28 protein-coding genes are annotated in these 26,185 nt (G+C 66.3%); 16 read left to right on the forward strand and 12 right to left on the reverse strand.

What is annotated here, in order from left to right:
• Positions 1-45 precede the first annotated feature (45 nt).
• From ACUJB0_RS03170 to ACUJB0_RS03180, 3 genes are read left to right on the forward strand one after another with little or no spacing between them, the layout of a single operon-like run.
• On the forward strand, positions 46-2,055 hold the full coding sequence (locus tag ACUJB0_RS03170; RefSeq protein WP_444843954.1) for a ribonucleoside triphosphate reductase: 2,010 nt from the start codon (positions 46-48) through the stop codon (positions 2,053-2,055).
• 31 nt (positions 2,056-2,086) lie between these two features.
• Positions 2,087-2,266: an anaerobic ribonucleoside-triphosphate reductase gene (gene nrdD, locus ACUJB0_RS03175; RefSeq protein WP_161089165.1), complete on the forward strand. Its 180-nt coding sequence runs from the start codon at positions 2,087-2,089 to the stop codon at positions 2,264-2,266.
• A gap of 1 nt (position 2,267) precedes the next feature.
• On the forward strand, positions 2,268-2,975 hold the full coding sequence (locus tag ACUJB0_RS03180) for an anaerobic ribonucleoside-triphosphate reductase activating protein (protein ID WP_444843955.1): 708 nt from the start codon (positions 2,268-2,270) through the stop codon (positions 2,973-2,975).
• Positions 2,976-2,990: 15 nt separating this feature from the next.
• Here ACUJB0_RS03180 and ubiT read toward each other — a convergent pair whose 3' ends face one another.
• Genes ubiT through ubiU form a run of 3 tightly spaced genes read right to left on the reverse strand, consistent with a single transcriptional unit; the run spans position 2,991 to position 5,438 of the window.
• Positions 2,991-3,488, reverse strand: coding sequence for a ubiquinone anaerobic biosynthesis accessory factor UbiT (gene ubiT, locus ACUJB0_RS03185; protein WP_444843956.1), 498 nt, complete (start codon positions 3,486-3,488; stop codon positions 2,991-2,993).
• The gene (locus tag ACUJB0_RS03190) at positions 3,485-4,387 is read right to left on the reverse strand and encodes a U32 family peptidase (RefSeq protein WP_444843957.1); all 903 of its coding nucleotides are present in this window, start codon (positions 4,385-4,387) and stop codon (positions 3,485-3,487) included. The genes ubiT and ACUJB0_RS03190 overlap by 4 nt, the downstream gene beginning before the upstream one ends.
• Before the next feature lie 13 nt (positions 4,388-4,400).
• Positions 4,401-5,438, reverse strand: a complete 1,038-nt coding sequence (gene ubiU / locus ACUJB0_RS03195) for a ubiquinone anaerobic biosynthesis protein UbiU (RefSeq protein WP_444843958.1) — start codon at positions 5,436-5,438, stop codon at positions 4,401-4,403.
• A 140-nt stretch (positions 5,439-5,578) separates the two neighbouring features.
• Here ubiU and ACUJB0_RS03200 point away from each other — a divergent pair, with 140 nt between their 5' ends.
• From ACUJB0_RS03200 to ACUJB0_RS03220, 5 genes are read left to right on the forward strand one after another with little or no spacing between them, the layout of a single operon-like run.
• Positions 5,579-6,040 carry a hemerythrin domain-containing protein gene (locus ACUJB0_RS03200; RefSeq protein ID WP_444843959.1) on the forward strand — a complete coding sequence of 154 codons (462 nt, stop codon included), beginning with the start codon at positions 5,579-5,581 and terminating at the stop codon, positions 6,038-6,040.
• Positions 6,037-6,297, forward strand: coding sequence for a DUF2249 domain-containing protein (locus tag ACUJB0_RS03205; RefSeq protein ID WP_444843960.1), 261 nt, complete (start codon positions 6,037-6,039; stop codon positions 6,295-6,297). The genes ACUJB0_RS03200 and ACUJB0_RS03205 overlap by 4 nt, the downstream gene beginning before the upstream one ends.
• Entirely contained in the window at positions 6,294-7,622 is a 1,329-nt protein-coding gene (locus tag ACUJB0_RS03210) for a permease (RefSeq protein WP_444843961.1), read from the forward strand. Before ACUJB0_RS03205 ends, ACUJB0_RS03210 begins: the two co-directional genes overlap by 4 nt.
• Complete coding sequence (locus tag ACUJB0_RS03215) at positions 7,619-8,545, forward strand: PaaX family transcriptional regulator C-terminal domain-containing protein (RefSeq protein WP_444843962.1); 927 nt, start codon at positions 7,619-7,621, stop codon at positions 8,543-8,545. Before ACUJB0_RS03210 ends, ACUJB0_RS03215 begins: the two co-directional genes overlap by 4 nt.
• A gap of 24 nt (positions 8,546-8,569) precedes the next feature.
• Complete coding sequence (locus ACUJB0_RS03220; RefSeq protein ID WP_444843963.1) at positions 8,570-8,788, forward strand: hypothetical protein; 219 nt, start codon at positions 8,570-8,572, stop codon at positions 8,786-8,788.
• A 5-nt stretch (positions 8,789-8,793) separates the two neighbouring features.
• Here the strand turns inward: ACUJB0_RS03220 and ACUJB0_RS03225 are convergent, their stop codons facing one another.
• The gene (locus tag ACUJB0_RS03225) at positions 8,794-9,960 is read right to left on the reverse strand and encodes a 4-hydroxybenzoate 3-monooxygenase (RefSeq protein ID WP_444843964.1); all 1,167 of its coding nucleotides are present in this window, start codon (positions 9,958-9,960) and stop codon (positions 8,794-8,796) included.
• Between the two features lie 125 nt (positions 9,961-10,085).
• Here ACUJB0_RS03225 and ACUJB0_RS03230 point away from each other — a divergent pair, with 125 nt between their 5' ends.
• Entirely contained in the window at positions 10,086-10,976 is an 891-nt protein-coding gene (locus tag ACUJB0_RS03230; protein WP_444843965.1) for a helix-turn-helix domain-containing protein, read from the forward strand.
• A gap of 1 nt (position 10,977) precedes the next feature.
• Here ACUJB0_RS03230 and ACUJB0_RS03235 read toward each other — a convergent pair whose 3' ends face one another.
• Positions 10,978-13,860 (reverse strand): ligand-binding sensor domain-containing protein, encoded by a 2,883-nt coding sequence (locus tag ACUJB0_RS03235; protein ID WP_444843966.1) that lies wholly within the window; start codon positions 13,858-13,860, stop codon positions 10,978-10,980.
• A gap of 106 nt (positions 13,861-13,966) precedes the next feature.
• Complete coding sequence (locus tag ACUJB0_RS03240; RefSeq protein WP_444843967.1) at positions 13,967-14,740, reverse strand: IclR family transcriptional regulator domain-containing protein; 774 nt, start codon at positions 14,738-14,740, stop codon at positions 13,967-13,969.
• A 144-nt stretch (positions 14,741-14,884) separates the two neighbouring features.
• Here ACUJB0_RS03240 and pcaH point away from each other — a divergent pair, with 144 nt between their 5' ends.
• Genes pcaH through pcaCD form a run of 4 tightly spaced genes read left to right on the forward strand, consistent with a single transcriptional unit; the run spans position 14,885 to position 18,792 of the window.
• Complete coding sequence (pcaH, locus tag ACUJB0_RS03245) at positions 14,885-15,577, forward strand: protocatechuate 3,4-dioxygenase subunit beta (RefSeq protein ID WP_444843968.1); 693 nt, start codon at positions 14,885-14,887, stop codon at positions 15,575-15,577.
• Between the two features lie 12 nt (positions 15,578-15,589).
• Positions 15,590-16,111: a peptidase associated/transthyretin-like domain-containing protein gene (locus ACUJB0_RS03250; protein WP_444843969.1), complete on the forward strand. Its 522-nt coding sequence runs from the start codon at positions 15,590-15,592 to the stop codon at positions 16,109-16,111.
• Positions 16,112-16,129: 18 nt separating this feature from the next.
• Positions 16,130-17,533: a 3-carboxy-cis,cis-muconate cycloisomerase gene (pcaB, locus tag ACUJB0_RS03255; RefSeq protein WP_444843970.1), complete on the forward strand. Its 1,404-nt coding sequence runs from the start codon at positions 16,130-16,132 to the stop codon at positions 17,531-17,533.
• Positions 17,530-18,792 (forward strand): bifunctional 4-carboxymuconolactone decarboxylase/3-oxoadipate enol-lactonase PcaCD, encoded by a 1,263-nt coding sequence (pcaCD, locus tag ACUJB0_RS03260; protein WP_444843971.1) that lies wholly within the window; start codon positions 17,530-17,532, stop codon positions 18,790-18,792. Before pcaB ends, pcaCD begins: the two co-directional genes overlap by 4 nt.
• Before the next feature lie 5 nt (positions 18,793-18,797).
• Here the strand turns inward: pcaCD and ACUJB0_RS03265 are convergent, their stop codons facing one another.
• The 3 genes from ACUJB0_RS03265 to ACUJB0_RS03275 are packed head-to-tail and all read right to left on the reverse strand — an operon-like array spanning position 18,798 to position 21,991.
• Positions 18,798-19,982 carry an ABC transporter substrate-binding protein gene (locus ACUJB0_RS03265; protein WP_444843972.1) on the reverse strand — a complete coding sequence of 395 codons (1,185 nt, stop codon included), beginning with the start codon at positions 19,980-19,982 and terminating at the stop codon, positions 18,798-18,800.
• A gap of 15 nt (positions 19,983-19,997) precedes the next feature.
• On the reverse strand, positions 19,998-20,963 hold the full coding sequence (locus tag ACUJB0_RS03270) for a PDR/VanB family oxidoreductase (protein ID WP_444843973.1): 966 nt from the start codon (positions 20,961-20,963) through the stop codon (positions 19,998-20,000).
• Positions 20,960-21,991, reverse strand: a complete 1,032-nt coding sequence (locus tag ACUJB0_RS03275; protein ID WP_444843974.1) for an aromatic ring-hydroxylating dioxygenase subunit alpha — start codon at positions 21,989-21,991, stop codon at positions 20,960-20,962. The genes ACUJB0_RS03270 and ACUJB0_RS03275 overlap by 4 nt, the downstream gene beginning before the upstream one ends.
• 109 nt (positions 21,992-22,100) lie before the next feature.
• Between ACUJB0_RS03275 and ACUJB0_RS03280 the strand changes: the two genes are divergently transcribed.
• From ACUJB0_RS03280 to ACUJB0_RS03290, 3 genes are all read left to right on the forward strand, one after another.
• The gene (locus ACUJB0_RS03280; protein WP_444843975.1) at positions 22,101-22,595 is read left to right on the forward strand and encodes a MarR family winged helix-turn-helix transcriptional regulator; all 495 of its coding nucleotides are present in this window, start codon (positions 22,101-22,103) and stop codon (positions 22,593-22,595) included.
• A gap of 113 nt (positions 22,596-22,708) precedes the next feature.
• A complete protein-coding gene (locus ACUJB0_RS03285) occupies positions 22,709-23,170 on the forward strand; it encodes a cache domain-containing protein (protein WP_444843976.1) in 462 nt (153 codons plus the stop codon).
• A gap of 80 nt (positions 23,171-23,250) precedes the next feature.
• Positions 23,251-23,712 carry a cache domain-containing protein gene (locus ACUJB0_RS03290; RefSeq protein ID WP_444843977.1) on the forward strand — a complete coding sequence of 154 codons (462 nt, stop codon included), beginning with the start codon at positions 23,251-23,253 and terminating at the stop codon, positions 23,710-23,712.
• Between the two features lie 9 nt (positions 23,713-23,721).
• Here the strand turns inward: ACUJB0_RS03290 and ACUJB0_RS03295 are convergent, their stop codons facing one another.
• Genes ACUJB0_RS03295 through ACUJB0_RS03305 form a run of 3 tightly spaced genes read right to left on the reverse strand, consistent with a single transcriptional unit; the run spans position 23,722 to position 26,142 of the window.
• The gene (locus ACUJB0_RS03295) at positions 23,722-24,423 is read right to left on the reverse strand and encodes an ABC transporter ATP-binding protein (RefSeq protein ID WP_444843978.1); all 702 of its coding nucleotides are present in this window, start codon (positions 24,421-24,423) and stop codon (positions 23,722-23,724) included.
• Entirely contained in the window at positions 24,416-25,174 is a 759-nt protein-coding gene (locus ACUJB0_RS03300; RefSeq protein WP_117011121.1) for an ABC transporter ATP-binding protein, read from the reverse strand. Before ACUJB0_RS03300 ends, ACUJB0_RS03295 begins: the two co-directional genes overlap by 8 nt.
• Positions 25,171-26,142: a branched-chain amino acid ABC transporter permease gene (locus ACUJB0_RS03305; protein ID WP_254504325.1), complete on the reverse strand. Its 972-nt coding sequence runs from the start codon at positions 26,140-26,142 to the stop codon at positions 25,171-25,173. The genes ACUJB0_RS03300 and ACUJB0_RS03305 overlap by 4 nt, the downstream gene beginning before the upstream one ends.
• Between the last annotated feature and the right edge of the window lie 43 nt (positions 26,143-26,185).

The following is a 26,185-nucleotide window of genomic DNA, read 5'->3' on the forward strand; positions in this document are numbered from 1 at the left end:
GCCTAACCTATCGAAACCAACTAGATATGGGATCGAGGAGAAAGCATGCAAGGATTGTTTCATACGCAGATCACCAAACGCGACGGCAGCGAGCAGGCTTTCGCGCTGGAGAAGATCGAAGCCGCGCTGCTCAAGGCCGGCCGCGCCAGCGGCGAGTTCGACGCCCGCGAGGCCGCCCAGCTGACCGAGTGCACGCTGCTGCACCTGTCGTCGCTGCGTCCCGAGGAGGCGCTGACCGTCGAGCTGACTCAGGACACCGTCGAGCGCGTGCTGTACGACGCCGGCTACCGCAAAACCCTGCGCAGCTATGTGGTCTACCGCGAGCAGCACGCCAAGCTGCGCCAGGACCGCCACTCGCTGGTCGATGTCGCCGCCTCCATCAACGAATACCTGGACCGCCAGGACTGGCGCGTCAACGCCAACGCCAACCAGGGTTACTCGCTCGGCGGCCTGATCCTCAACGTGTCGGGCAAGGTGATCGCCAACTACTGGCTCAACCACGTCTACCCGCCCGAAATCGGCCGCGCCCACCGCGAGGCGGACATCCACATCCACGACCTCGACATGCTGGCTGGCTACTGCGCCGGCTGGTCGCTGCGCACCCTGCTCAACGAGGGCCTGAACGGCGTACCCGGCAAGGTCGAATCGAGCCCGCCGCGCCACATGTCCAGCGCCATCGGCCAGATCGTCAATTTCCTCGGCACGCTGCAGAACGAATGGGCCGGCGCGCAGGCGTTCAGTTCCTTCGATACCTATATGGCGCCCTTCATCCGCAAGGATAATCTGAGCTATCCCGAGGTCAAGCAGTACATGCAGGAGTTGATCTACAACCTCAATGTGCCGTCCCGCTGGGGCACCCAGACGCCGTTCACCAACCTGACCTTCGACTGGGTCTGCCCGGAAGACCTGCGCGAGCAGATCCCCCACATCGCCGGCGTGGAAATGCCGTTCGCCTACGGCGACCTGCAGGCCGAGATGGACATGATCAACCAGGCCTACATCGAGATCATGATGGCGGGCGACGCCAAGGGCCGCGCCTTCACCTTCCCGATCCCGACCTACAACATCACCGAAGACTTCGTGTGGGACAGCCCGAACGCCGAGCGCCTGTTCGAGATGACGGCCCGCTACGGCCTGCCCTACTTCCAGAACTTCATCAACTCCGAGCTCAAGCCGAACATGATCCGGTCGATGTGCTGCCGCCTGCAGCTGGACCTGCGCGAACTGCTCAAGCGCGGCAACGGCCTGTTCGGCTCGGCCGAGCAGACCGGATCGCTGGGCGTGGTGACGATCAACTGCGCACGCCTGGGCTATCTGCACCGCGGCGACGAGGCCGGCCTGCTGGCCGCGCTGAACCGCCTGTTGGAACTGGGCCGCGACAGCCTGGAAATCAAGCGCAAGGTGATCCAGCGCCACATGGACAACGGCCTGTTCCCGTACACCAAGCGCTACCTGGGCACGCTGCGCAACCACTTCTCGACGCTGGGCGTGAACGGCATCAACGAGATGGTGCGCAACTTCGACCCAAGCGGCGAGCACGACATCACCACCGAATGGGGCCGCGCGCTGGCGCTGCGCCTGCTGGACCACGTGCGCGCGCGCATGGTCGAGTTCCAGGCCGAGACCGGCCACATGTACAACCTGGAGGCCACGCCGGCCGAGGGCACGACCTACCGCTTCGCCAAGGAAGACCGCAAGCGCTACCCGGCCATCCGCCAGGCGGGCACGGCGGACATGCCCTACTACACCAACTCGTCGCAGCTGCCGGTCGGCTACACCGACGATCCGTTCGAGGCGCTGGAGCAGCAGGACGCGCTGCAGCGCAAGTACACCGGCGGCACCGTGCTGCACCTGTACATGACCGAGGCGCTGTCGAGCGCGGACGCCTGCCGCCAGCTGGTGCGCCGTTCGCTGAGCCGCTTCGGCCTGCCGTACATCACCATCACGCCGACGTTCTCGATTTGTCCCAAGCATGGCTACCTGAACGGCAGCCATCAGTATTGCCCCAAGTGCGACGCCGATCTGCTGGCGCGCAAACAGGCCGCCACGGCCTGATTTTTCAACCCACCTCAATCAAGGAAACGACATGAACAATCTGCCACAAGCCACCATCGCCGAACTCGACAACGCCGAACGCCAGCCTTGCGAAATCTGGACCCGCGTGATGGGCTACCACCGTCCGCTGGCCTCGTTCAACATCGGCAAGCAGGGGGAATTCCACGAGCGTAAATTCTTCAGCGAAGCCGCCGTCAACGCCGGCCGCTAAGATGGGACGCGCCACGCTCAAGGTGGGCGGCTACACGCCGTTCAGCGCCACCGAATATCCCGGCCTGCTGTCGGCCGTGGTGTTCGTGCAGGGTTGTCCGTGGCGCTGCGGCTACTGCCACAATCCGCACCTGCAGCCGCGCACCGGTGACAGTCCGCTGCCGTGGGATGGCATCCTGGCCGCGCTGGAGCGGCGCGTGGGCTTGCTGGACGCGGTGGTGTTCTGCGGCGGCGAGGCCACGATGGACCCGGCCCTGGGCGACGCCATCGCCCAGGTGCGGGCGCTGGGCTTCCGCATCGGCCTGGAGACGGCCGGCATCTATCCGGACCGGCTGGCCAGCGTGCTGCCGTTGGTGGATTGGGTGGGGCTGGACGTCAAGGCGCCGTTCTCGCTGTATCCCGTCGTGACGGGCGTGGCGGGCAGCGGCGATCCGGTGCGGACCAGCATCGCCGCCGTGCAGGCCAGCGGTGTCGAGTATGAGTGCCGCACCACCGTGCATCCGGCGCAACTGCCGCCGACGCAACTGGTGGCGCTGGCGCGGGCCTTGTCCGCGCTGGGTGTCGGGCATTATGTGCTGCAGGAGTTCCGTCCCACCGGCTGCCAGGACGATGCACTGGTGACCAGCGCGGTGGCCGGCTATCCGGGAGAGGATGTGCTGGAACGCATCAAGCCGCTATTCCCCCGTTTCAGCGTACGCCGCAACCACTAGGCTGCGGCGCAGCTGTCAGGCGCGCGTGCGCCGGCCTGGCAGGCTGTCGAACAGGCGGGTCAGGGCTTGCTTGCCCAGTTCCGACATCGGCAGCGCGATCGCGTCCATCGTGTTCTTGACCAGCAGACCCAGTTCCGTGTCGCCCTGCATCGACAGGCGGCGCGAGAAGAACAGCGTGTCCGGGTCCTGCTCGCGGCGGGCCAAGGCGATGAAGTCGCGGGTGCAGGCGCCGATGTCCAGGTCCGGCACGCCTTCCGCACGCATCGGCGCGAAGCCCTGGTCGCGCCAGGTAAAGTCGAACGCCACACCGGCATCGCTGACGCTCACCCGCATGTGCTTGCCGCGCAGGCTGGCGCGCACGTCCTCGGGCAGGTGCGGACGCAGCACCAGGTTCAGCGCCGCCACGCACAGCAACGCGCCTGGATAGGCCGGCAGCAACCGGCCGAACGCCGCCAGCGGCGCCGGCAATGGCCGCGCGCCGCCTTGCTGGGAATTGGTTACGGTAGTCATCATGCTGCGTCCTCCATGCGATATTCAAGTCCGGGTTTGCCGTACCAGTAGCCGTTGCAGGCGGCCGCCGGCAGCAGCGCCTCCATCGCCTGCGCGGTCGGCGTGGCCTGCGAGGCGCCACCGCGCGCCGCGTCGAACGCCGCGATGATCTGCGGCATATGCTGCGATTGCGGGCTCAGCCGCGCGACATCAACACCCATCGCGCTCATCTCGGCCATCTCGCCCACCAGGTTGTACACCAGCGCGGACTGGCTCTGGATGCCGTTCAGCACCAGGAACTCCTGCTTCTCGCGCGTGCGCATCATCAGGCCGTCCGGATGGTCGATGCAGCTGAAGCGGCAATCATCCTTCGGCAGGTTGCGGTTGCGCGCGGTGAAGCAGCGCGCCGAGAACGCCAGCGGCATGCGGCCGAAGGCGAACACCTCGGTCTCCATACCGGCCGGGCGTCCGTTCTGCATGTGGCCCAGGCCCGTGCGGCTCATCTCCAGCGGCATCACCCAGCGCCGCGCGCCCAGCTCGTGCATCAGCTGCAACGTTGGCGGGTTATAAATGTTCAGGTGCGGACCGGCGATGAAGCCGCCCTGCCCGGACACCAGCTGCACCGCGCCCATGTCGTTGGCCTCGATCTGGTAGTGGCCGTTGGCCGCCAGCCGGCGCTGGGCGCCGAAGTCGGCGCTGGACTCGATCAGCGCCAGCGAGGACAGCACCACTTCCTTGCCGCGGTCGGCCAGCATGGCGGCCACGGCCAGCCAGTCGGCGGCGCGCAGCTCGTGGCGGCGCGAGCACACGGTTTCGCCGAGGTAGACGATATCGACCGGCGTCTCGGCGATCTGTTCGTAGAATTCCATCACTTGGGCGCGCGGCCAGTAGTAGAGCAGCGGCCCCAAGGCTAATTTCATCATTGTGACTCCAGTTTCATTTCCACGAGCGGTGGTAGGCGCCCAGCGTGTGCTGCTGCCCTTCCGCCAAGGTATTCAGTTCCGACATCCAGCCCGGCTTGACCGAGTAGCGCGCGGCGTTGCCCAGGCACTGGTCGAGCGCCTCGCGCCACACGCGCGTGACCTGCGCCACGTAGGCCGGACTGCGCTGGCGGCCTTCGATCTTGACCGCGCGCACGCCCATCTCCAGCAGCTGCGGCAGCAGTTCCAGCGTGTTCAGGCTGGTCGGCTCCTCGACCGCGTAGTAGGTCTCGTCCTCGACCTCGAAGCGGCCCTTGCACAGCGTGGGGTAGCTGGCGTTCTCGGTGGGCGTGTAGCGGTCGATCATCACGCCGTTCAGGCGCGACTCCAGGCCGTTGGCGTTCTGCTGCCAGCGCACCGCCTTGGCCGGCGAGCACACGCCGTGGGTGTTGGGCGATTCGCCCGTCACGTAGGACGACAGCGCGCAGCGCCCCTCGACCATCACGCACAGGCTGCCGAAGCCGAACACTTCGATCTCGACCTCGGTGTTCTTGACCACATGCTCCACCTGGGCCAGCGACAGCACGCGCGGCAGCACCGCGCGGGCGATGCCGAAGTGCTTGTGATAGAAGTTGATGGCCTCGGCGTTGGTGGCCGAGCCCTGCACCGACAAGTGCAGGCGCAGAGCCGGATGATGGTCGCAGGCGTAGCGCATCAGGCCGGGGTCGGCCAGGATCACGGCGTCCACGCCGGCCGCGGCGGCGCGGTCGATGGCGGTGCGCCACAAGTCGGTGGCGTCCGGCTGCGGGTACGTGTTCAGCGCCAGCAGCACCTTGCAGCCGCGCTCGTGCGCGTAGGCGATGCCGGTGGCGATGGCGGCGTCGTCGAAATTGAGGCCGGCGAAGTTGCGCGCGTTGGTGGCGTCGCGGAAGCCGAGGTAGACGCAGTCGGCGCCCAGGTCGACCGCCGACTTGAGCGCCGGCAGGCTGCCGGCCGGGCACACCAGCTCGATTGGCCGCGCGGCGGGGGAAACGGGAGAGTCGGTTCGATTCATAAAAGCGTGGGTAATTGATCATGGCCAAACGGCGAACGAACTGTATCCCGCCGTCAACCTGAAAATCCTTGATGTGAATCAAAGAAATTCAGCTTGCTCGAATGGGACAATGCTCCACAGCACATAACCAAGGAATCGAGATGAACAAGATCGCCACCTACATGGATCGCGAACACCGCCGCTGCGACGAGCAATACGCCGCGGCCGAAGCGGCCATCGCCCGCAAGGACTGGGACACGGCCGAGGACGATTTCGCCGCCTTCCTGCGGATGTTCGAGCTCCACCTGGACAAGGAAGAGCGCGTCCTGTTCCCGCGCCTGGACCGCGCGATGGGCAACGCCTACGGCCCCACCGCCGTCATGCGCGCCGAGCACGGCCACATGCGCGACACGCTGTGCGAGATGAGCGCCGCCCTCACCCGCCGCGACGCCGAGGACTTCTTCGACAACGCCGACACGCTGCGCGTGCTGATGCACCAGCATAACCTGAAGGAAGAAGGCATCCTCTACCCGCACGCCGACCGCGCGCTGGTCGACCAGGCCGACGCCATCATCGCCAGCATGGAAAGCCTGGCGCTGGCCGAAACCGGGAGCCCGGCATGAGCGCCGCGCTGGAACACGAAGGCAGCGCGCGCCTGCTGGACGTGGGCGGCATGGAGCCGCCGGAGCCGATGGTGCGCATCCTCGACGCGCTCGACACGCTGGGACCGGACGAACGCCTGCGCGTGCTGATCGACCGCAATCCCATTCCGCTGTACCGCGTGCTGCAGCGTTACGCCTTCGAATACCGCACCACCCAGCTGGAAGACCTGCGCTTCGAAGTGCTGATCTGGCTGGTGCCGGACGCGCCGTCCGCATGAAACCCCTCGACGCCCCCCGGCGCGCGCTGTCGTTCGACGACAATCCGCCGCTGTCGCTGCCGCTGCGCTTCTTCCTCAGCGCCCCGCTGTTCGCGGCGCTGGCGGCCGCGCTGCTGGCGTGGCAGGGACCGGACGCGCTGCTGAGCCGGTGGTCGCCGCACACGCTGGCGCTGACGCACCTGATGGTGCTCGGCTGCCTGAGCATGACGATGATCGGGGCGCTGATGCAGATCCTGCCGGTGGTGGCCGGCATCACCGTGCCGCGCGCCGGCGCGGTGGGCGCCGCCGTGCACGCCGGGCTGTGCGCCGGCACGCTGTTGCTGGCCTCCGCCTTCTGGCTGGAGCAAACCTGGTTGTTCCGCGGCGCGATGGCGCTGCTGCTGGCGACATTGCTGCTGTTCCTGGGCGCCTGCACGGTCGGCATGTGGCGGCAGCACGCACCCGGCGCCGGCGCGGTCATGGCCGGCATCCGCCTGGCGCTGGCCGCGCTGGCCGTGACGATGGTGCTGGGCGGCCTGCTGGCCGGCGCCTTCGCCTGGCCCGGCGCCACCGGCTGGCCGCTGGCGCGCCTGACCGACCTTCATGCCATGTGGGGCCTGCAGGGGTGGGTCGGCCTGCTGGTGATCGCCATCGCCTTCCAGGTGGTGCCGATGTTCATGGTCACACCGCCCTATCCCGCGCTGCTCACCGGAGGCTACACCACCATCATGTTCCTGCTGCTGACGGCAGCCTCGCTGTCGAGCGGCCTGCAGGGGCCGGCCCGCCTGTTCCATGAGGCCTGCACCGTGCTGCTGGGCGCCGGCTACGGCGTGTTCGGCGCCTGCACCTTGTACCTGCTGGCGCGCCGCACCCGCCCGACGGCCGATCCCACCACGCTGTACTGGCGCACCGCCATGGCCAGCCTGCTGGCCGCGCTGGTGGTGTGGCTATGGCCTGCGGAATCGAATGCGCGCCCGCTGCTGCTGGGCGTATTGCTGGTGGCAGGCGTCGCGCAATCGGCCATCCACGGCATGCTGTACAAGATCGTACCCTTCCTGACCTGGTATCACCTGCGCGAAGAGGCGCCAAGCCCAGGACACAAGCTCCCCGGCATCAACAAGATCATTCCCGAGTCCCGCGCGAAGTGGCAGTTCTGGATCCACGCGGCGGCCTTGCTGCTGCTGGTGGCGGCCTGCTTCCGCCCCGACGCGCTGGCCCGGCCGGCCGCCGCGCTGATGTGCGTGGCCTGCCTCTGGCTCTGGTACAACCTGGCCACGGCGGCGCGCCTGTACTGGCGGCTGCGCCCCGCGTCCGGCTCCACTTTATCCGTTACGGCACCAACATGAACACCGAAAGCTATCTCGAAGACTACCTGCGGCAAGCCAGGCCGCGCCTGAACACCATGCTGGTGCTGATGTTCAGCGAAGCCCAGTTATTCGGGCAAAAGAGCCAATGGCTGGCCAGCGCCATCACGCTGATGGAGCCGTTGGGCTTCCAGGAGCGGGCGACCCGCACGGCGCTGTTCCGCCTCACGGAACACCAGGCCATCCGGGTCGAACGGCACGGCCGCCGCAGCCTGTGCATGCTGACCCCGGCCACGGCGGCCGCCGTGCGCGCCGCGCGCCAGCGGCTCGACATCCCGCCGGCCCGCAGCTTCGCCGAAGACTGGACCATCCTGGTCAACAGCGGCGGCATCAGCGCCGCGCGCTACACCGCCGCGCGCAAGCGCCTGCTGGCGCTGGACTACTGCCCATTGGCGCACAACCTGCTGGCGCGGCCGGCGTCCTATTGCGCCGGCATCGAGGGCGCGTCCGCTGCGGAAGACCACGGCCTGGCATCGTTCGACGTCAGCGGCACGCAGTTGGCAGCGGCGATGCGCCAGCCGCTGTTCGGCCGCAGCGAATGGGACCTGGACGCCGCCGACGCGTTGTATCGCGAGTTCCAGCAGCGTTTCCAGCCGCTGCGCAAGCTGCTCGACCAGCACGGCGCCATCAGCGATGCACAGGCTTTCGCGATACGGCTGCTGGTCAGCCACGGCTACCAGCATTGCCGCCGCGCCGATCCGCTGCTGCCGCAGGAGCTGCTGCCGGTTTCGTGGCCAGCGATGGCGGCCTACCAGACTTACGTGGCCCTGTACTGCCGCTGCGCCGGCCAGGCGCGCCGCCATATCCAGACGGTGACTGCCGCCGCTGCGGCACCGAGCCCCGCCCCCGGCGTCGCACGGATACGCCGCCCGCTACTCACATCCGACCATGTGCTGACGGCATAAGGTCCATACATTCAGGAGAAACCTATGGAATCCATCATTGAGACCTTCTACAACGGTCCCACCTTGAGCGTCACCATCAGCCGCGAAGGCAGCCGCATACACCGCCTGATCGACGACATCTGCCAACCGCTGCGCGCCAACAAGACCATCGTTCGCCGCGACCCGATGGTCGAAGCGCTGTTCGGCGCGGCCAGTCCGCGCGCCCCCATGGCGGCCGTGGCGTCGCCGGGCCGGAAACGCTGACGCGGTCAGAACGCGCCGACGTAGTTTTCCGCCAGCGCGGTCGCCATCGCGCGCGAGCTGACCACGCACTCCAATTCGGCGCGCTGCATCTCGCGCTGGAACGGCGTGGCGTCGGCGAAGGTGTGCAGAAGGCTGGTCATCCACCACGAGAAGTACTCTGCGCGCCAGATGCGCTTCAACGCGGCATCCGTGTAACCTTGCAGGCGATCGTCCCGGCCCTGGCGGTAGAACTGCTCCAGCCCCTGCGCCAGCACGTTCACATCCGACACCGCCAGATTCATGCCCTTGGCGCCGGTCGGCGGCACGATGTGGGCCGAATCGCCAGCCAGGAACAGGCGTCCCGCCTGCATCGGCGTCGACACGAAACTGCGCATGCCGATGATCCCCTTCTGGAAGATGCGGCCCTCGTTGACGCGCCAGCCGTCGTTGTTCTCCAGCCGCGCGTGCAGCTCGGCCCAGATGCGGTCATCCGACCAGTTGTCGACGTGGTCGGCCGGATCGCACTGGAAGTACAGGCGCTGCACCGTCGGCGTGCGCGTGCTCACCAGCGCGAAGCCGCGATCATGACGCGCATAGATCAGTTCATCCGACGACGGCGCCGATTCCACCAGGATGCCGAACCACCCGAAGCCGTAGTTGCGGGTGAAGTCCTCGCGGCCCTGCGGCGGCATGGCCGGCCGCGTCACGCCGTGGTAGCCGTCGCAACCGATGACGAAATCGGCATCGATGCGCGCCGCCTCGCCAGCATGCACAAAGCTGACCGACGGCGTCGCGGTGTCCACGCCATGCAGCTGCACGCCGCTGACTTCAAACAGCAGCTGCCCCTGCGCGGCCAAGCGCGCCGCCACCAGGTCCTTGATCACCTCATGCTGCGGATAGACGGTGATGGCCTTGCCGGTCAACTCCGTCAGGTCGATGCGGTGGCGCCGGCCGCCAAAGGCCAGTTCCACGCCATGGTGCAGCGCGCCCTCGGCCTTCATGCGGGCGCCCACGCCGGCGTTGGTGAGGATGTCCATCGTGCCCTGTTCCAGCACGCCGGCGCGGATGGTCGCCTCGATGTCGGCGCGGCTGCGCGACTCCAGAACGATCGATTCGATGCCGCTCAAATGCAGCAGATGTGATAGCAGCAGGCCCGCTGGGCCGGCGCCGATAATGGCTACCTGGGTACGCATGATGTCTCCGATATGGTGTTAGTGTGCCGCCATCGTAGCGCCGGGCCATCGCAAAAAAAATGGATGAAACGGCATAAAACTTGTACTATTTCGACACCCATCCACTTCCATCGGCGTCCGCCTCCATGACCCGCAACGCAAAACCGGCACCGCCAGACGTCCCGCAGTTCGCCCTGTACGGCGAGCAAACACGGGTGGAAAACGCCGAATTCGTGCATATCGAGCTGATAGAAACCCGCAGCCGCGTGCACCATTGGCACATCGAAAAGCACACCCACGCCGGCCTGTTTCAGGTACTTTTCCTCTACGGCGGCGAAGTGCGCGCCAGTGTCGACGGCGCCCTCTGGGAGTGCCGCGCGCCGGCCGTCATCACGCTGCATCCATCGGTGGTGCACGGCTTCGACTTCTCGGCCGAGGCGCATGGTTATGTGCTGACGGTGGACCAGAACGTGGTGTTCGCGGTGGCGGAGAACCACGGCGACCTGTATTCCCCGCTGTTCGTCGAACCGCTGATGATCGACCTGTCCGGCCAGCCGGAGCTGCGCGCGCGCCTGGAGTCACTGCTGCAAAACCTGCTGACGGAAGCGGCCTGGCCGCAATATGGCCACACGCTGATGCTGGAATGGCTGGCGCGCAGCGCCTTGCTGCTGCTGGTGCGCTTGCACGCCGAGCGGCGCCTGGCCGACCAGTCGGGACGCAGCGACTTCGAATTATTCAGCCGCTTCCGCGCCGAGGTGGAACGGCGCTACAAGGAACAATGGCAAATCAGCCAGTATGCCGAAGCCTTAAGGGCCACGCCGACGCGGCTCAATCGCCTGTGCCTCAAGCTGTCCGGCAAATCGGCGTTCGACATCACGCAGGACCGGCTGATGCTGGAGGCTTGCCGCAAGCTGACCTATCTGCCGTCCAGCATCGCCAGCATCGCCTACGAGCTGGGGTTCCAGGACCCGGCCTACTTCAGCCGCCTTTTCAAGAAGCGCATGGGCCGGACGCCGAAGGAATTCCGCGCCGGTTGATTCAAGCTTCGCCGCCGTCGAACACCACGCGGTTGCGGCCCTGCGCCTTGGCGCGGTACAGGGCGGCGTCGGCCTGGCCGATCAGTTCCAATGGCGTCAGCGGCTTGGCCGGATCGAATTCCTTCACGCCGAAGCTGGCCGTGACGTCGATGGCCTTGCCGTCGCCGATCGGCACCGGCGCTGCTTCGATCACGCGGCGCAGGCGCTCAAGCTGCGCCTTGCCGCGCGCCTGGTCGAGCTCCGGCAACAGCAGCAGGAACTCCTCGCCGCCATAACGTCCCACCAGATCGCTGGACCGCACCGCGCCACCGAGACGCGCCACCACCTCGCGCAGCACACTGTCGCCGGCCAGGTGGCCGTGGGTGTCGTTGATGCGCTTGAAGTGGTCCAGATCCAGCAGCACCACTAGGAAGGGCCGCCGCAGCTGGCTGGCGCGCAGCACCTCCTGCTCCAGGTATTCCATCATCGCGGCCCGGTTCCATGCCTTGGTCAGGCCGTCCTGCATGGCGCGCAGCCGCAGCGCATCCTGCGACTTCTCCAGCTCCCTCGTGCGTTCGCTCACCAGTTCCCGCACCAGTTTCTCCATCCGCGCCGTCCTGCGGGTCAGCGCGCGTATGCGGTAGCGATGGAAGGCCAGAACCGCGCCCGCCAGGGCCAGTGCGCACAACGCGTAGAACGTCGTGGTCCGCCACCAGGGCGGGGTGACTGTGAAGCCGATCTCGCGCAGCGCCGGCATTGCCCCCGTCTCCACATCCGTGATCCCGAACTGTAGGCGATAGCGTCCAGGCGCCAGCGACGCATAGCGGATATCGGGTGCCGAAGATTGAGACCATCCCTGCTCCAGCCCCTCCAACCGGTAGCGGAAGCGCAGTCCGGCGCGATGCTGGTATGTGAGACTGGCCAGGCTGAAATTGAGCGCCTCGTCGCTCCAACGCAAGGACGCGCCGTCCTGCAAGGCGATGTACTGGCCGCCGCGCATGACATTCTCCAGCACCGCGTCCACCGCCGGCAGCTGGAACAGGCGCTCAGGATGCAGAATATGTGAGACGCCGTTGCTGGTGGCGATCCACATCGAGCCGTCTGCGTCTTCATAAAATCCACGCCCGTTCACGTCACTCCAGACCAGGCCATCGTCCTGGTCCAGCCGCCGCAAGCGCTCGCCGTTGCGCACCACGATGCCCGCGTCGGTGCCCATCCACAGCCATCCACGCCGATCCATGTGCAAGGCCATGAGGGACAGCCCCGGCAAAGGCGCCGCCAGCCGCAGTTCGATCCCGCGCTTGCCGGGCGTCGCCCGCCATAAGCCGGTGCCCGAACTGCCTATCCAGAACGTGCCATCGGCCGCGCAGGCGATCGTCGAAAACGAGTCCGTGCCATCCGCCTCCAGCAGCTTGTGGCGTTCCCAGTGCCGCCCGTCATGGTGCAGCAAGAGATGCTCGCTGATGAACCACAAGTCGCCGTTGGCGCTTTGACAGCTGCTGTTGATGGATTCATCGGTCAGATCGCCCAAGGCGGCCGAACCGGGCGCCAGGTGTGGCTGGCCACCCAGCTCGGGATGCTCAAGCAGGTACACGCCGTTGCTGGTGCCGATCCAGAGCGCGCCATCGCGGTCCATGCGCAGGTGCAGGATGGGCGGCAGCGTCGCCACCTGAACCTCGGCGCCGGTCACCGGATCATGCCGGAACAGCAGGCCGAGATAGGTTCCCGCCCAGACCTTGCCGCTGTGGTCCACCGCCTGATCCGCCCACTGGTGATCGGCATGCGCGGCGATCGGGCGCAGCGCGCCCTGCTCCAGCAACGCCGGGCCGGATCGCGAGCCCACATGCATGCGTCCCTGCCCGTCGCGCGCGAACGACAGCACGACATCGTCCTGCAAGCCTTGGGCCGAGCTCCAGTTTTCCCATTGGCCGTAGCCGCGCCATTGAACCAATCCCCGGCCGCGCGTGCCGAGCCACAGGCCGCCGTCGCGGTCCACCAGCGTGGCGTTGACGCCGCCCGCGCTCTGCAAGCCGTTACCTGGACCGAAGAACTCCCAACGGCCGTCGCGCCAACGCGCCAGGCCGGTGTCGGTATTGGTGAACACAGCTCCCGCGCCATCATCGCCCAGCGCCGACAATTGGGAAGCCTTGTGCATCACGTCACTGGGCGGCGCGCGGTCGATAAACCGGGTGGCGCCAGGCGGCAGCGCGATGACGCGAAGTTCGCTTCGCGCCCAAAGCGTGCCGTCGGCGGCCGGCAGGATGGTCCTCCAATAATCGACAGGCACGCCGGCCGCCTCGCCCCAGACGGTGACGCCTGCAGCATTGGCGCGGCACACCGATCCGCCGCAGCCTAGCCAAAGGCCACCGCTATCCACAGCGACGCTGCTGATATCCTCCAGCTTGGGCTGGTCCTTGAGCTGGCGCGCTGAAAAATAAGGTTCGATGACAGCGCCACCCGGCCTGTCCGTGAGCCGGTACAGGTGCCGCGCGCTGACGAACAACAGCGCGCCATCGCGCGCCGTCGCGAACATCTGGCCGGGCCAGATCGACAGGTGCTTGCCCTGGTACTGCAGCGGCACCAGGCGTTCGCCCACCCGCCGGTACAAGCCTTCGCCAGTCCCCACCCACAGCTGGTCGCCTTGCGCCAGCAGCGCCGTGATCCCGGTTTGCTGTAATCCCTGATCCCGACCGTAACGCTCGAACCGCGCGCCGTTATAGCGGAACAGGCCATTCTCGGTGCCCAGCCAGAGGTAGCCCGCGCGGTCCTGCGCCAGCGCCATCACGCTCAGGTTCCCCAGGCCGTCCTGCTGGGTGAAGTACCGCAGCGGCAATTGCTGCGCGTGGGCCACGGCGACGCACACCACACAGGCAGCCAGCAGGCGAACAAACAAGCGGGCCAGCATTAGGGGATTCCAACGATTCGATATCATTTAGACATGTGTCGAGTGTGACGAGGCCGCTAATCGGGTCAGTATTGCCGATTTACAATGACTATGCAACCGTACCGCCTTACAACAGCGCGTTCAACTCCACCTGCATCTTGATCAGCGCCGGCAGGCAGCGCTCCACCATCTCCTCGCGCGGCATGCGGCCGGCGTGGACGCTGATGTTCATCGCCGCCACCACGTCGCCGCGAAAATTCTTGAGCGGGACTGCGATGGTGCGCAGGCCAAGTTCCAGCTCCTGGTCCACCAGCGCGTAGCCTTGCGCGCGGGCGCGTGCGATCTCCAGCGCCAGGCGCTCCTTGCTGACGATGGTGTGCTCGGTGATGCGCTCGGGCTGCGCGCGTTCCAGGAAGGCGTCGATCTGCGGCTGCGGCAGGTGCGCCAGCAGCACGCGGCCGTTGGCGGTGCAGTAGGCCGGCACGCGGGTGCCCGGCTGCAGCGTGACCGACACCAGCTGCCCGGCGCTGACGGCGGCCACGCACACCAGCTGGTCGTGATCGAGCACGCCGGCCGATGCCGCCTCGCCCAGCGCGTAGGCCAGCCGGTACAGCAAGGGCTGGACGATGCGCGGCAGCCGCGCCGAATGCAGGTACGATTGGCCCAGCCGCAGCACCATCGGCGTCAGCGCGAACAGCTTGTTCTCGTGCCGCATATAGCCCAGGTGCGTGAGCGTGATCAGGTAGCGGCGCGCGGCGGCGCGGGTCAGGCCGGTGCGCTCTGCCACCTCGGCGATGCTCAGGCGACTGCGCTCCTGGTCGAAGGCGGCGATCACCAGCAGGCCTTTTTCAAGGCCGGCCACCATGTCGCGTGCGGCGGGTGCGTCGTTTTCAGAGGTCATAAACGAGAAAATTGGCGATTTGTGCGAGTATCGCACAAAATGGGCGCATAGCGAATATCACCCGACGGCGGCGTATTGTGACGCTTGGGCGCTTTCCCTAACATGGTTGGCACACAAACCAGAACAACCAACAGGAGGCCCGTCTTGAAATTCGATGCCATTCCGTCCGGCGTCTACCCGGAACTGATCTACCCCTCGTACAAGTCCACGCTCAAGCGCGGGCCCGCCCAGCCGCTGCTGCGCATCCGCGCCGGCCTGCCGGTGGAGGACAACCTGGTCCCGTCGCCGCGCATCCTGCTGCCCAACGATATGGACCTGACGGCGCACGGCCACGGCGCGCCGCTGGGCGAGAAGATCGTCGTCACCGGCCGCGTGGTGGACGAAGACGGCAAGCCGGTTCGCAATTCGCTGCTGGAGGTCTGGCAGTGCAACGCCGCGGGCCGCTACTGGCACAAGAAGGACCAGCACGACGCGCCGCTCGATCCCAACTTCTACGGCATCGGCAAGATGATGACCGACGACGATGGCCGCTACCGCTTCATCACCATCAAGCCCGGTCCCTACCCGTGGGGGAATCACGACAAGGCCTGGCGCCCGGCGCACATACACTTTTCCCTGTTCGGCAACGTGTACGCGCAGCGCCTGGTCACGCAGATGTACTTCCCCAACGATCCGCTGTTCGCCTACGATCCGATCTTCCAGAGCATCCCGGACTTGGACGCGCGCCAGCGCCTGATTTCCCGTTTCAGCCTGGAGTACACCGACAGCGACAAGATGCTGGGCTATGAATTCGATATCGTGCTGCGCGGCCGCGACGCCACGCCGATGGGCATTTAAAGGAGCAAGCGTATGAGCCAAATTACCACGTCCCAAACCATCGGACCATTTTCGCACGCAGCCTGGCAGTGGGCGGTTGATGCCAGTGCCGCCGCCACGCTGGAAACCAGCGCCCCCACCATCACCATCAGCGGCACGATCTACGACGGCGACGGCACGCCGATCAACGACGCGCAGATCGAAGCCTGGCAGCCGGAAGCCGCCGGCGCCGAAGCCGCCCAGGCGCTGCCTGGTTTCCGCCGCGTGCCCAGCGGAGAAAAGGGAGAATTCAGCCTGCGGCTGTCGCAATGCGCGGCGCCCATGAGCGGCGCCCCGGCCACCTTCATCACCGTGTTCGCGCGCGGGCTGGTCAAGCACCAGTTCACCGCCGTGTTCCTGGAGGACGACAGCGGCCTGGCGCAATCGGAGATACTGGCGCAGGTGCCGGCCGAACGCCGCGCCACGCTGGTCGCCCGCAAAACCGCGCCGGGGGTCTATCATTGGGACATCTGGATGCAGTCCGACAAAGAGACCGCATTCTTCGACTATGTCTGACCTGCCAGCGGAGTTCAATTGAGCGTATCCATCTTCGACAGTTTCCTCACCACGCCGGACATGATCGCCGTCTTTGACGACGCCGCGATCGTGCAGGCCATGCTGCGCTTCGAACAGGCGCTGGCCGAAGCGCAGGCCAGGCAAGGCATGCTGCCGGCGCAGTCGGCGCGTGCCATCGCCGGCGTCTGCAACGCGCAGCTGTACGACATACCGGCCATCGTCAACGCCGGGCGCCGCGCCGGCAGCCTAGCCATTCCGCTGGTGCGCGAGCTGACGCGGACCGTGGCGCTGTACGACGCCGAGGCGGCGGCCCGCGTCCATTGGGGCAGCACCAGCCAGGACGTGATCGACACGGCCATGGTGCTCGCCACGCGCGACGCATTGCAGCTGCTGGACGACGGCCTGCACGACCTGACCGGCCATCTGCTGCAACTGGCGGACCGGCATGTCGCCACGCCGGTGCTGGCGCGCACGCTGATGCAACCGGCGCAGGTAAGCAGCTTCGGTTTCAAAGTGGCCGGCTGGCTGGCGCCGCTGGTGCGCGCCCGCGCGCGTCTGCGCGAATGCGCCGCCCGCGCGTTGCAGCTGCAACTGGGTGGCGCGGTGGGCACCTTGTCCGTGATGGGCGAGCATGGCGCGGCTGTGGCGGCGCTGGTGGCCTCGGACCTCGGCCTGAAAGTGGCCGATGCGGCCTGGCACACGCAGCGCGACGAGTGGGTGCGCCTGGGATTGGAAGTCGCGGTCCTCACCGGAAGCCTGGGCAAGATCGCCACCGACATCAGCCTGATGGCGCAAGGCGAAATCGCCGAACTGGCCGAACCGTCCGGCAATGGACGCGGTGGCTCCTCCGCCATGCCGCACAAGCGCAATCCGGTATCGGCCATGATCGCGCTGGCCGCCGCCACCCGCACGCCGCAGCACGCGGCCGCGCTACTGGCAAGCATGGGGCAACAGCATGAACGTGGCCTGGGTAACTGGCAGGCCGAACTCGCCGAATGGCCCACGCTGTTCCTCAGCGCGCACGGCGCGCTGCAGGCGCTCAACGACGCCCTCGCCGGCCTGAACGTCGACCCGGCGCGCATGCTGCGCAATATCGACGCCTTGCAGGGATTGGTGTTCGCCGAGGCGGCATCCGCCTGGCTGGCCGCCAGCATCGGCCGCCCAGCCGCCCACAGCCTGCTGGAAGCAATGAGCGCCGAGGCGCTAGCCAGCGGACACAATCTGGCCGACCTGCTGGCCGACGCGGTTCGGGCCGACGACCAATTGCGCAAGCAGGTCGACCCGGCCGCGTTGGCGACACTGTTCGATCCCGCCACCGCAGCGCTGCCGGCCCAGCGGCTGGCACAGCATCAGCTGCAAAGCCTGCGCGAGCAGATCGCGGCTTTGAACTCCACCCCATTTCATCACAGGACATCCGCATGAGCTTCGACCCCATCGACCACGATTTCGAACGTGGACTGAACAACCGCCGCGCCATCCTCGGCGACGCCTGGGTGGACAAGTCCCTAGCAAACGCCAACAGCTTCAACGCCGAGTTCCAGAACATGATCACGCGCTTTGCGTGGAACGACATCTGGGGCCGTCCTGGCCTGGAACAGAAGACCCGCCGCGCGATGGTCCTCGCCACCACCATCGCCCTGGGCCGCTGGGAGGAATTCGAGCTGCACGTGCGCGCCGCGCTGCTGGGCGACGCGGCAAACCGCCTGTCGCCGGACGAATTGAAGGAAGTGCTGATGCAGTCGGCGATCTACGCCGGCGTTCCCGCCGCCAACACCGCCTTCGGCCACGCGATGGCGATCCTGCGCGAAGTCGGCCCGCAAATCGGCTACACGCTGGAGCCGGCCGCCCCGGCCGCTACCAGCCATCCCGGCATCGGCCGCGAGGGCCGCAGCGCCGGCCAACCCTCGTTGCACTACACGGTACGCGAACCACGCAGCGGCAAGGCCCCACGCCATACGGTGGTACTGAGCCACGCCCTCGGCTGCGACCTGACCATGTGGGACAGCCTCGCCAACCAGCTGGCCGCCGACTGCCGCGTAATCGCCTACGATCATCGCGGCCACGGCGCCTCGTCCGCGCCGCAAGGCTTGTACAGCATGGCCGATCTGGCCGACGACGCCGCAGCCCTGCTGCGCGAACTAGATACCGGCCCGATGGTGTGGATAGGCTTGTCGATGGGCGGAATGGTCGGCCAGGAGCTGGCGCTGCGCCATCCTTCGCTGGTGCGCGCCCTGGTGCTGGGCAACACCACCTCCCGCTATCCCGAGGCGGCGCGCGAGGCATGGCAGCAGCGCATCGCCACCGTGCGCGAACATGGCATCGAGGTCATCGCCGATGCGGTGATGGGCCGCTACTTCCACGACGCCTTCCGCGCCGAGCACGCAGCCACTGTGGCGCGCTTCCGCCGCCGCCTGCTCAGCACAGACAGCACCGGCTACATCGGCTGCTGCAACGCGGTTGGCACTGTGGACACGACGGACCGGCTGGGCGCCATCGCCGTGCCCACGTTGTTGATCGCCGGTGAGTTGGACCAGGGCACGCCGGTCGCCATGTCGCAAATCGTGCAGCAAGCCATACCCGGTGCGGCGCTGGTCGTGCTGCCGGAGGCGTCGCATCTCGGCGCGGTTGAACAGCCGGCGCTGTTCGCGGCGGCGGTCACAGGCTTCCTGGCTGGCTTGTAAACGCGTTACACGCCCGGATCGCGCACCTTGTCGGTCTGGTCGAACTCGATGTTGAAGTAAGAGCCCGCGCTGGCTTCGGCCTTGCGGATGTACACGGTCTGCACGATGTCGCGCGTGGCGGCGTCGATGCTGACCGGGCCGCGCACGCTGTTCCACGCCATGCCCTTCATCGCCGCCAGCAGCTTGTCGCCGTCGCTGTCGCCGTTGGTCTGCTTGAGCGCCTGGTACAGCAGGTGCATGCCATCATACGCGCCGACCGAATGGAAGTTGGGCCGCATGCCGGGATTGGCCTTGCCGAATGCTTCCACATATGCCTTGTTCTCCGCCGACGGATGCGCCGCCGAGTAATGGTGGCTGCTGACCACACCGGCGGCGGCCTGGCCGATGCTCGCCATCAGGTCATCGTCCAGCACATCGCCAGTGCAGATCAGCCGTATGCCGGCGGCGGCCAGCCCGCGTTCGGTGAACTGCTTGAGCACCGCCGCGCCCTCGCCCGACGGCACGAACACGAACAACGCGTCCGGCTTCAAGTCCCGCACCCGCGCCAGGAATGGCGCGTAGTCCGGATTGCGCAGCGGCGCGCGCAGGCTGTCTGCCACCTTGCCGCCACCTTCGAGCAGGCCTTTGACGAACACCTTTTCCGCATCCAGCCCCGGGCCATAATCGCTGACCAGCGTCACCGCAGTCTTGATCTTGTTTTTGGATGCCCAATGCGCCATTGGCGCCGTCACCTGCGCCAGCGTGAAGCCGGTGCGCACGATGTACGGTGACCGCTGCGGCACAGCCGACGCGGCGGCGGCCATCACGATCATCGGCACCTTGGCTTGGGTAGCGACCGGCGCGGCGGCGAAGGCCAGCGGCGTGAGGCCGAAGCCGGCCAGCACCTGCACCTTGTCGCGCGAGACCAGCTCCTGCGCCAGCCGCTTGGTCACGTCCGGCGCCACGCCGCCGTCGTCCTTGAGAATAATCTCGATCGGACGCCCGGCCACGCTGGCGCCGTTCTGACGCATGTACAACTTGACCGCCGCCTCGATCTGGCGGCCGGTGGACGCGAAGGGGCCGGACATCGGCACGATCAGGCCGACCTTCAGCGACTCGGCGGCGCGGGAGAAAGTCGGCAGCGCTCCCGCAGACAAGGCGGCGGCACCCAACAGCAGGTGGCGGCGTCGGTGGTTGATACGGTCTGGCATGGTGTCTCCTCTTTTTTATAAGTCCAGCAGCAGCGTGGGGGTCTTGGAACGGGAACAGCAAGGGGTGAACTGGTCATTGGCGGCTTGCTCCGACTCTTCGAGATACAGGTCGCGGTGATCCGGCACGCCGTCCAGCACGCGCGTCAGGCAAGTGCCGCACACGCCCTGCTCGCACGAGGCGGGAATGAACACGCCGGCATCGTTCAACACGCGCAGCACGGTGGTGCCGGCCGGGATGGCGTACACCTTGCCGCTGGAGGCCAGCTTCACCTCGAACGGCTGGTCGCCATCGGCAGCCGGTGCGGCGGAGGCGCCGAAGTATTCAAGATGCAGTTGATCTTGCGGCCAGTCCTGCGCCTTGGCCGCTGCCTTGACGTGGTCGATGAACCCGGCGGGGCCGCACAGGTAGATGTGGGTCTTGCGGTCCAGTTGCGCCAGCAGCGCGGGGAGGTCCAGCTTCTGCGCGGCGTCGCCACTGTCGTAATGAAAGTGTACCTGCGCCGCGAACGGTGCGTCGGCGATCCGCTGGCGGAACGCGGTGCGCTCGGGCGAACGCGCGCAGTAGTGCATCTGGAACGCCGCGCCGCGCGCCGATAGCGCCTCCGCCATCGCCAGGATCGGCGTAACGCCGATGCCGCCCGCCAGCAGCAGGCTCTGTTCAGCGTCGGCCAGCGGGAAGTGATTTTTCGGTTCGCTGATTTGCAGCGTGGCGCCGGCCCGCACGTCGTCGTGCATGCCCTTCGAGCCGCCGCGCGACGACGGATCGCGCAGCACGCCGATCAGGTAGCGGTGACGTTCATGCGGCGGATTGCACAGCGAGTACTGCCGCACCAGACCCGGGCCGACATGCACGTCGATATGCGCGCCCGCCGTGAAAGCCGGCAGCTCGGCGCCGTCGACGCTGACCAGTTCATAGCTGCAGATATCCTCGGCCTCCGCATGCCGGCGCTCGATACGGACTTGCAGCAAGCCGCCGCTCATGCGCCCTGCTCCTTCTCCATCCACTGGTCCAGAATGCGGCGCGATTGCACGCCGCCGGCGTCGATGTTCAGCATCAGCAGCTTGCGCTCCGGATGACGCAGGATGTTGGCCTGCTGGAGCTCCAGCATCTCGCGGTCCTCGCCGAAGATCTTGCCCTGGCCGGTGCGGATGGAGTCCGTCAGTTCCTTGTCATCCGGCTTGAAGTTGCGGGCCATGCCCCAGAAGTACCAGTGCGAAGTCTCGGTTTCCGGCGTGATGAAATCGACCACGATGCTGGACGCCTTGTGCTCCGGCGCCGCGTCGTAGCCACCCTTGCCCGCGTGGGCCACGCCCACTTCGATCATCACATGGCTCGGTGGCGTGAAGCGGCAGATCTGCCAGCGGTCCACCGGCACGTCGTCCGCCAGGCCATTGCCGCGCAACGCGGCGCGCCAGAACGGCGGCGCCATGATGTTCTCCATGTAGCGGCTCGTGACCACCTGCTCGCCCTCGACCCTTGTGTTGACGGGCGCTTCGTCGATCTCCTTTTGGCCGATGCTCGACGCATGCACATAGGTTTCGTGCGTCAGGTCCATCAGGTTGTCGATCATCAGCCGGTATTCGCAGTTGATGTGATACAGGCCGCCGCCGTAGGCCCAAGCCGGATTGTCCGCCCATTCCAGATGATGGATCAAGGCCGGATCGGCCAGTTCATGGTCGCCGGTCCAGACCCAGATAAATCCGTAGCGTTCCTCCACCGGATAACTGCGGATGCATGGGAAGCCGCGCACGCGCTGACCCGGCATGCTGATCACCTTTCCGTCGCAGCCCATCTCCAGGCCGTGGTAGCCGCACACCAGCTGGCCGTCGCGCACAAAGCCCAGCGACAGCGGCGCGCCGCGGTGCGGGCAGAAGTCCTCCACCGCCGCGACCTTTCCTTCAGCGCCGCGATAGAACACGATCTTCTCGCCGCAGATCTGGCGCCCCAGCGGCTTAGTCTCGATTTCGTCCGGGCTACAGGCTACATACCAGGTATTTTTAGGGTACATCGCGTCTCCTTGTTTTGGTTATCATTCAGTGTACTGAATGCTGTAGAGTATAGTCCGTAAACCGGCGATGTAAACAGCCGGGATGAATTCTTTTTGCAGAGACCACGCCATGCCAGAAACAGAGAGTCAACTGACCAGCCTATTCGAACATCCGGGCCACTTGCTGCGGCGCGCGCAGCAAATCTCGGTGTCGATTTTTTACGATGAAATGGGCAGCGAGCTGACGCCGGTGCAGTACGCGATGCTGCGCAATCTTGAGAGCCACGGAGGCATCGACCAAGTGTCGCTGTCGGCCATCAGCGGCATCGATACTTCCACCGGCGCCACCGTCTGCGCGCGCCTGGAGGAAAAAGGCCTGCTGACGCGCACCGTGATTCCGACCAACCGCCGCCAGCGCGCCCTCACCATCACCGGCGCGGGCGAACAGCTGCTGAACGATTTGATCCCCGGCTCCCAGCGCTTGCGCCGCCGTTTGCTGGCGCCGTTGACCGGTGCGGAGCAGCTGCAGTTCATGGCGCTGCTGACCAAGCTTGTGCAGGAAAACAACGAGCAAAGCCGGGCGCCGTTGAGCAGCGCCTCACCCGCAACGCGCGAGGAAGGCTGAGAAAACATAGTGTGCGGTTGCCGCACAAAGGTATTTTAATCGCACACGGTTCAAGTATCATGGGATTGGCCGCCCGTCGTTCGGGTGGACCGATAACCACAACAGGAGACCCCATGAAACGCTATGCCATCGCAGGCCTGACCGCCATGCTGCTTATACCCGCCCTGCCCGCGCTCGCGCAAAACGCCGCCAGGACAGCCGCCACCGAACTCGCGGAAAAAGCGGTAGCCACCATCCAGAAAGTCGGCGTGGAGCAGGCCTGCAAACAGTTCGCCGATCCCAAGGCCGGCTACATCCAGGGCGACGTGTATGTCGTGGTGCAGGACATGCAATGCAAGATGGTGTGCCATCCGCTGCTGCCGAAAATGAACGGCAAGGACATGACCGAATTGAAGGACTCCAACGGCAAATACTTCACCCAGGAGATGAAGAAGGTCGCCCTATCCGGCAAGCCGGGATGGGTCGACTATGTCTGGCCCAACCCGACCTCCAAGGCGCTGGAACCCAAGTCCGCCTATATCCAGAGGGCGGATGAAAAATACATGGTCAGCGTCGGCATCTACGATAAAAAGTAAGCTGGCGCGCCAGCCGCGCGCGCGGTAAGCTGGTGGCGGCACCGCAGAATGCCGCTACCATCACAACAGGAGACGTCGTCATGAAACGTTACGCTATCGCCGGCCTGACCGCCGCGCTACTGGCCCCCGCCCTGCCCGTCCTCGCGCAAACCGCCACCAAGGCCGACGCCATCGCCCTGGTGGACAAGGCCGTGGCCAACATACAGAAAAAAGGGATAGAGCAGGCCTGCAAGGACTTCGCCGATCCCAAGGGTGGCTTTATACAAGGCGACTTGTATGTGTTCGTGCAGGATGCGCAGATGATGATGGTCTGCCACGCCGCCACGCCCAAGATGAACGGCAAGGACATGTCCCAGCTGAAGGACGCCAACGGCAAAAAGTTCGTGCAGGAGATGCGGGAAGTGGCGCAGTCGAAGAAACCCGGCTGGGTCGATTACGTCTGGGTCAATCCCGTCACCAAGGCGCTGGAGGACAAGACCTCCTATATCCGCCAGGCCGAGGATAAGTACACCGTCGGCGCAGGCATCTACAAGCCTAAATAAGCCGCCGCCTCAGGCCACGGCGACCAGGCGATCGAGCTTGTCGCCGTCGGCCAGCAGGCTGGCGCTGTCCGAGTCGTGCACGATGCGGCCGCGATCGAGCACGATGGCGCGCTGCGTCAGCGACAACGCCAGCCGCGCATGCTGCTCGACCACGATCACCGACATGCCCTCCTCCTTCACCAGCCGCCGTATCACCTTTACCAGCTCCTGCACGATGATGGGCGCCAGGCCTTCCATTGGCTCGTCCAACAGCAGGATGCGCGGATTGGTCATCAGCGCGCGGGCGATCGCCACCATCTGCTGCTCGCCGCCGGACAGCTGGTTGCCCATGTTGGTGCGGCGTTCAGCCAGCCGCGGGAAAATCTCGTAGATCTTCTGCAGGTTCCAGCGGCCGGGCCGCGCCACCACGGTCAGATGCTCCTCCACCGTCAGCGACGGGAACATATGCCGCTCCTGCGGCACCCAGCCCAGGCCCGCGCGCGAGCGCCGGTGCGTGGGCATGCGCGCGATGTCGCTGCCGGCCCAGCGGATGCCGCCGCCGTGCAGCCGCGTCAATCCCATCAGCGTCACCAGCAGGCTGGTTTTGCCGACGCCATTGCGGCCCAACAGCGCCAGACTGTCGCCTTCATTCAGCGCGAACGACACATCTTCCAGCACGATGGACTCGCCGTAACCGGCGGTGACTTTATCGAGCGCCAGCAATTCAGCCATGTTCGGCCTCCCCCAGATAAACTTCCTTCACACGCGGGTCGGCCGCGATCTCCGCCGGCGTACCCTCGGTCAGCACCTTGCCGCCAACGAGCACCGTGATGCGGTCGGCGAAGCGGAACACCAGTCCCATATCGTGTTCGATGAACAGCACCGTGACGTCGCGCGGCAGCTGCGCCAACACTTCGAACAGCTCCTTGCTCTCCGCTTGCGGAATGCCGGCCGCCGGTTCGTCCAGCAGCAGGATGCGCGGCTTGGTCGCCAGCGCCAGGGCGATTTCCACCAGCCGCTGCTTACCGTAAGCCATGCTGCGCGTTACGCTGTTGGCCTGGTCGGTCAGCTTGAGCGTGGCCAGCAAGGCCATCGCCTCGTCGATCACGTCGGCGTGTTTGGCGACCGTCTTGTACCACACCGATTGCAGGCCGCGCCGCTCGCACACCGCCAGCGCCACCGATTCCAACACCGTCATCCCGGCGAACAGGGTGTTGAGCTGGAAGGTGCGCGTCATGCCGCGCCGTACGCGCTGGTGCTGCGGCAGATGCGTGATGTCCTCGCCGCCCAGGTAGACCTTGCCGCTGCTGGGCATGAAGCCGCCCGTCAGCAGGTTGATGAAGGTGGTCTTGCCTGCGCCATTGGGGCCGATCAGCGCGTGGCGCGCGCCCGGCTCGAAAGTCAGGCTTACATCGCTGTTGGCGACGAATGGGCCCCAGCGCTTGGTCAAGCCTTCCGTGCGCAGTGTAATGTCCTGGCTCATGCCTGCTCCTTCCGTTTGAAACGCGACGCCAATTTTTCCAGGCCGCCCAGGATGCCGCCGCGCGCGAACAGCACGATCACCATCAGCAGCAGGCCGATATAAAACTGCCAGTAGGCCGGATTGAGGCCGGCGATGTAATCCTGCGCCAGCATGAACACGGCAGCGCCGACCAAGGCTCCGTACAAGCGACCCGTCCCGCCCAGCACCAGCATGATCAGCAACTCGGCCGAACGCGGGAAGCCCAGCGAATCGAGGCCGACGAACTGCGTCGTCTGCGCCAGCAGCGCGCCCGCCAGGCCGGCCACGGTGGCGGCCAGCGTGAATACGGCCACCAGGCGGCGGTTGACGTTCACGCCCAACGCCGGCATGCGCCGCACGCCTTCGCGAATGCCGACCAGGCTCAAACCGAACGGCGACTTCACCACCCGGCGCAGCACCACGAACACGATGAACAGCACGGCGAAGCTGTAGCAGAAAGCCACGTTGCCGTTCAAATCGAATTCGAAGGCGCCGAACAATTTACCGACCACCATGCCGGACAAGCCGTCCACGCCGCCGGTGAGGAAGGACGCCTTGTTGGCCGCCTCGAACAGCATCAGGCCTATGCCCAGCGTGACCATCAGGCGAGTCAGGTCCTGGCCGCGCACCACCAGGAAGGAGACGACGAAGCCGAACAGCCCCGCCACCACGGCGCCGGCCAGCAGGCCGCTGAATGGTTCGCTCCAGCCGTGCACCGACAGCAGCCCGGCGGTGTAGGCGCCCAGCCCGAAGAAGGCCGCGTGGCCCAGCGAGACGATGCCGGCATAGCCCAGCATCAGGTCCAGCGACAATGCGAACAGGCCGATGATCATGATCTGGCTGATCAGGACCAGATAGCCGGGGAAGGCGAAGTACGCGGCCACCGGCAGCAGCCAGAAGGCGATTTCCAGCGGCGACCAGCGGTCGTGCGGCAAACGGAGTTGGCTCATGCTCTGCACCTTGTTGACGGCGGCGGGCGCCGGTTTGACTTCC

Source organism: Duganella caerulea, from assembly GCF_040362985.1.
Lineage (GTDB): Bacteria > Pseudomonadota > Gammaproteobacteria > Burkholderiales > Burkholderiaceae_D > Rugamonas > Rugamonas vulcania.

Bases quoted from the DNA above. Each gene is read 5' to 3' on its own strand.
- ACUJB0_RS03170 (WP_444843954.1), top strand. From the start codon at position 46: ATGCAAGGATTGTTTCATACGCAGATCACCAAACGCGACGGCAGCGAG.
- nrdD (WP_161089165.1), top strand. From the start codon at position 2,087: ATGAACAATCTGCCACAAGCCACCATCGCCGAACTCGACAACGCCGAA.
- ACUJB0_RS03180 (WP_444843955.1), top strand. From the start codon at position 2,268: ATGGGACGCGCCACGCTCAAGGTGGGCGGCTACACGCCGTTCAGCGCC.
- ubiT (WP_444843956.1), bottom strand. From the start codon at position 3,488: ATGATGACTACCGTAACCAATTCCCAGCAAGGCGGCGCGCGGCCATTG.
- ACUJB0_RS03190 (WP_444843957.1), bottom strand. From the start codon at position 4,387: ATGATGAAATTAGCCTTGGGGCCGCTGCTCTACTACTGGCCGCGCGCC.
- ubiU (WP_444843958.1), bottom strand. From the start codon at position 5,438: ATGAATCGAACCGACTCTCCCGTTTCCCCCGCCGCGCGGCCAATCGAG.
- ACUJB0_RS03200 (WP_444843959.1), top strand. From the start codon at position 5,579: ATGAACAAGATCGCCACCTACATGGATCGCGAACACCGCCGCTGCGAC.
- ACUJB0_RS03205 (WP_444843960.1), top strand. From the start codon at position 6,037: ATGAGCGCCGCGCTGGAACACGAAGGCAGCGCGCGCCTGCTGGACGTG.
- ACUJB0_RS03210 (WP_444843961.1), top strand. From the start codon at position 6,294: ATGAAACCCCTCGACGCCCCCCGGCGCGCGCTGTCGTTCGACGACAAT.
- ACUJB0_RS03215 (WP_444843962.1), top strand. From the start codon at position 7,619: ATGAACACCGAAAGCTATCTCGAAGACTACCTGCGGCAAGCCAGGCCG.
- ACUJB0_RS03220 (WP_444843963.1), top strand. From the start codon at position 8,570: ATGGAATCCATCATTGAGACCTTCTACAACGGTCCCACCTTGAGCGTC.
- ACUJB0_RS03225 (WP_444843964.1), bottom strand. From the start codon at position 9,960: ATGCGTACCCAGGTAGCCATTATCGGCGCCGGCCCAGCGGGCCTGCTG.
- ACUJB0_RS03230 (WP_444843965.1), top strand. From the start codon at position 10,086: ATGACCCGCAACGCAAAACCGGCACCGCCAGACGTCCCGCAGTTCGCC.
- ACUJB0_RS03235 (WP_444843966.1), bottom strand. From the start codon at position 13,860: ATGCTGGCCCGCTTGTTTGTTCGCCTGCTGGCTGCCTGTGTGGTGTGC.
- ACUJB0_RS03240 (WP_444843967.1), bottom strand. From the start codon at position 14,740: ATGACCTCTGAAAACGACGCACCCGCCGCACGCGACATGGTGGCCGGC.
- ACUJB0_RS03250 (WP_444843969.1), top strand. From the start codon at position 15,590: ATGAGCCAAATTACCACGTCCCAAACCATCGGACCATTTTCGCACGCA.
- pcaCD (WP_444843971.1), top strand. From the start codon at position 17,530: ATGAGCTTCGACCCCATCGACCACGATTTCGAACGTGGACTGAACAAC.
- ACUJB0_RS03265 (WP_444843972.1), bottom strand. From the start codon at position 19,982: ATGCCAGACCGTATCAACCACCGACGCCGCCACCTGCTGTTGGGTGCC.
- ACUJB0_RS03270 (WP_444843973.1), bottom strand. From the start codon at position 20,963: ATGAGCGGCGGCTTGCTGCAAGTCCGTATCGAGCGCCGGCATGCGGAG.
- ACUJB0_RS03275 (WP_444843974.1), bottom strand. From the start codon at position 21,991: ATGTACCCTAAAAATACCTGGTATGTAGCCTGTAGCCCGGACGAAATC.
- ACUJB0_RS03280 (WP_444843975.1), top strand. From the start codon at position 22,101: ATGCCAGAAACAGAGAGTCAACTGACCAGCCTATTCGAACATCCGGGC.
- ACUJB0_RS03285 (WP_444843976.1), top strand. From the start codon at position 22,709: ATGAAACGCTATGCCATCGCAGGCCTGACCGCCATGCTGCTTATACCC.
- ACUJB0_RS03290 (WP_444843977.1), top strand. From the start codon at position 23,251: ATGAAACGTTACGCTATCGCCGGCCTGACCGCCGCGCTACTGGCCCCC.
- ACUJB0_RS03295 (WP_444843978.1), bottom strand. From the start codon at position 24,423: ATGGCTGAATTGCTGGCGCTCGATAAAGTCACCGCCGGTTACGGCGAG.
- ACUJB0_RS03300 (WP_117011121.1), bottom strand. From the start codon at position 25,174: ATGAGCCAGGACATTACACTGCGCACGGAAGGCTTGACCAAGCGCTGG.
- ACUJB0_RS03305 (WP_254504325.1), bottom strand. From the start codon at position 26,142: ATGAGCCAACTCCGTTTGCCGCACGACCGCTGGTCGCCGCTGGAAATC.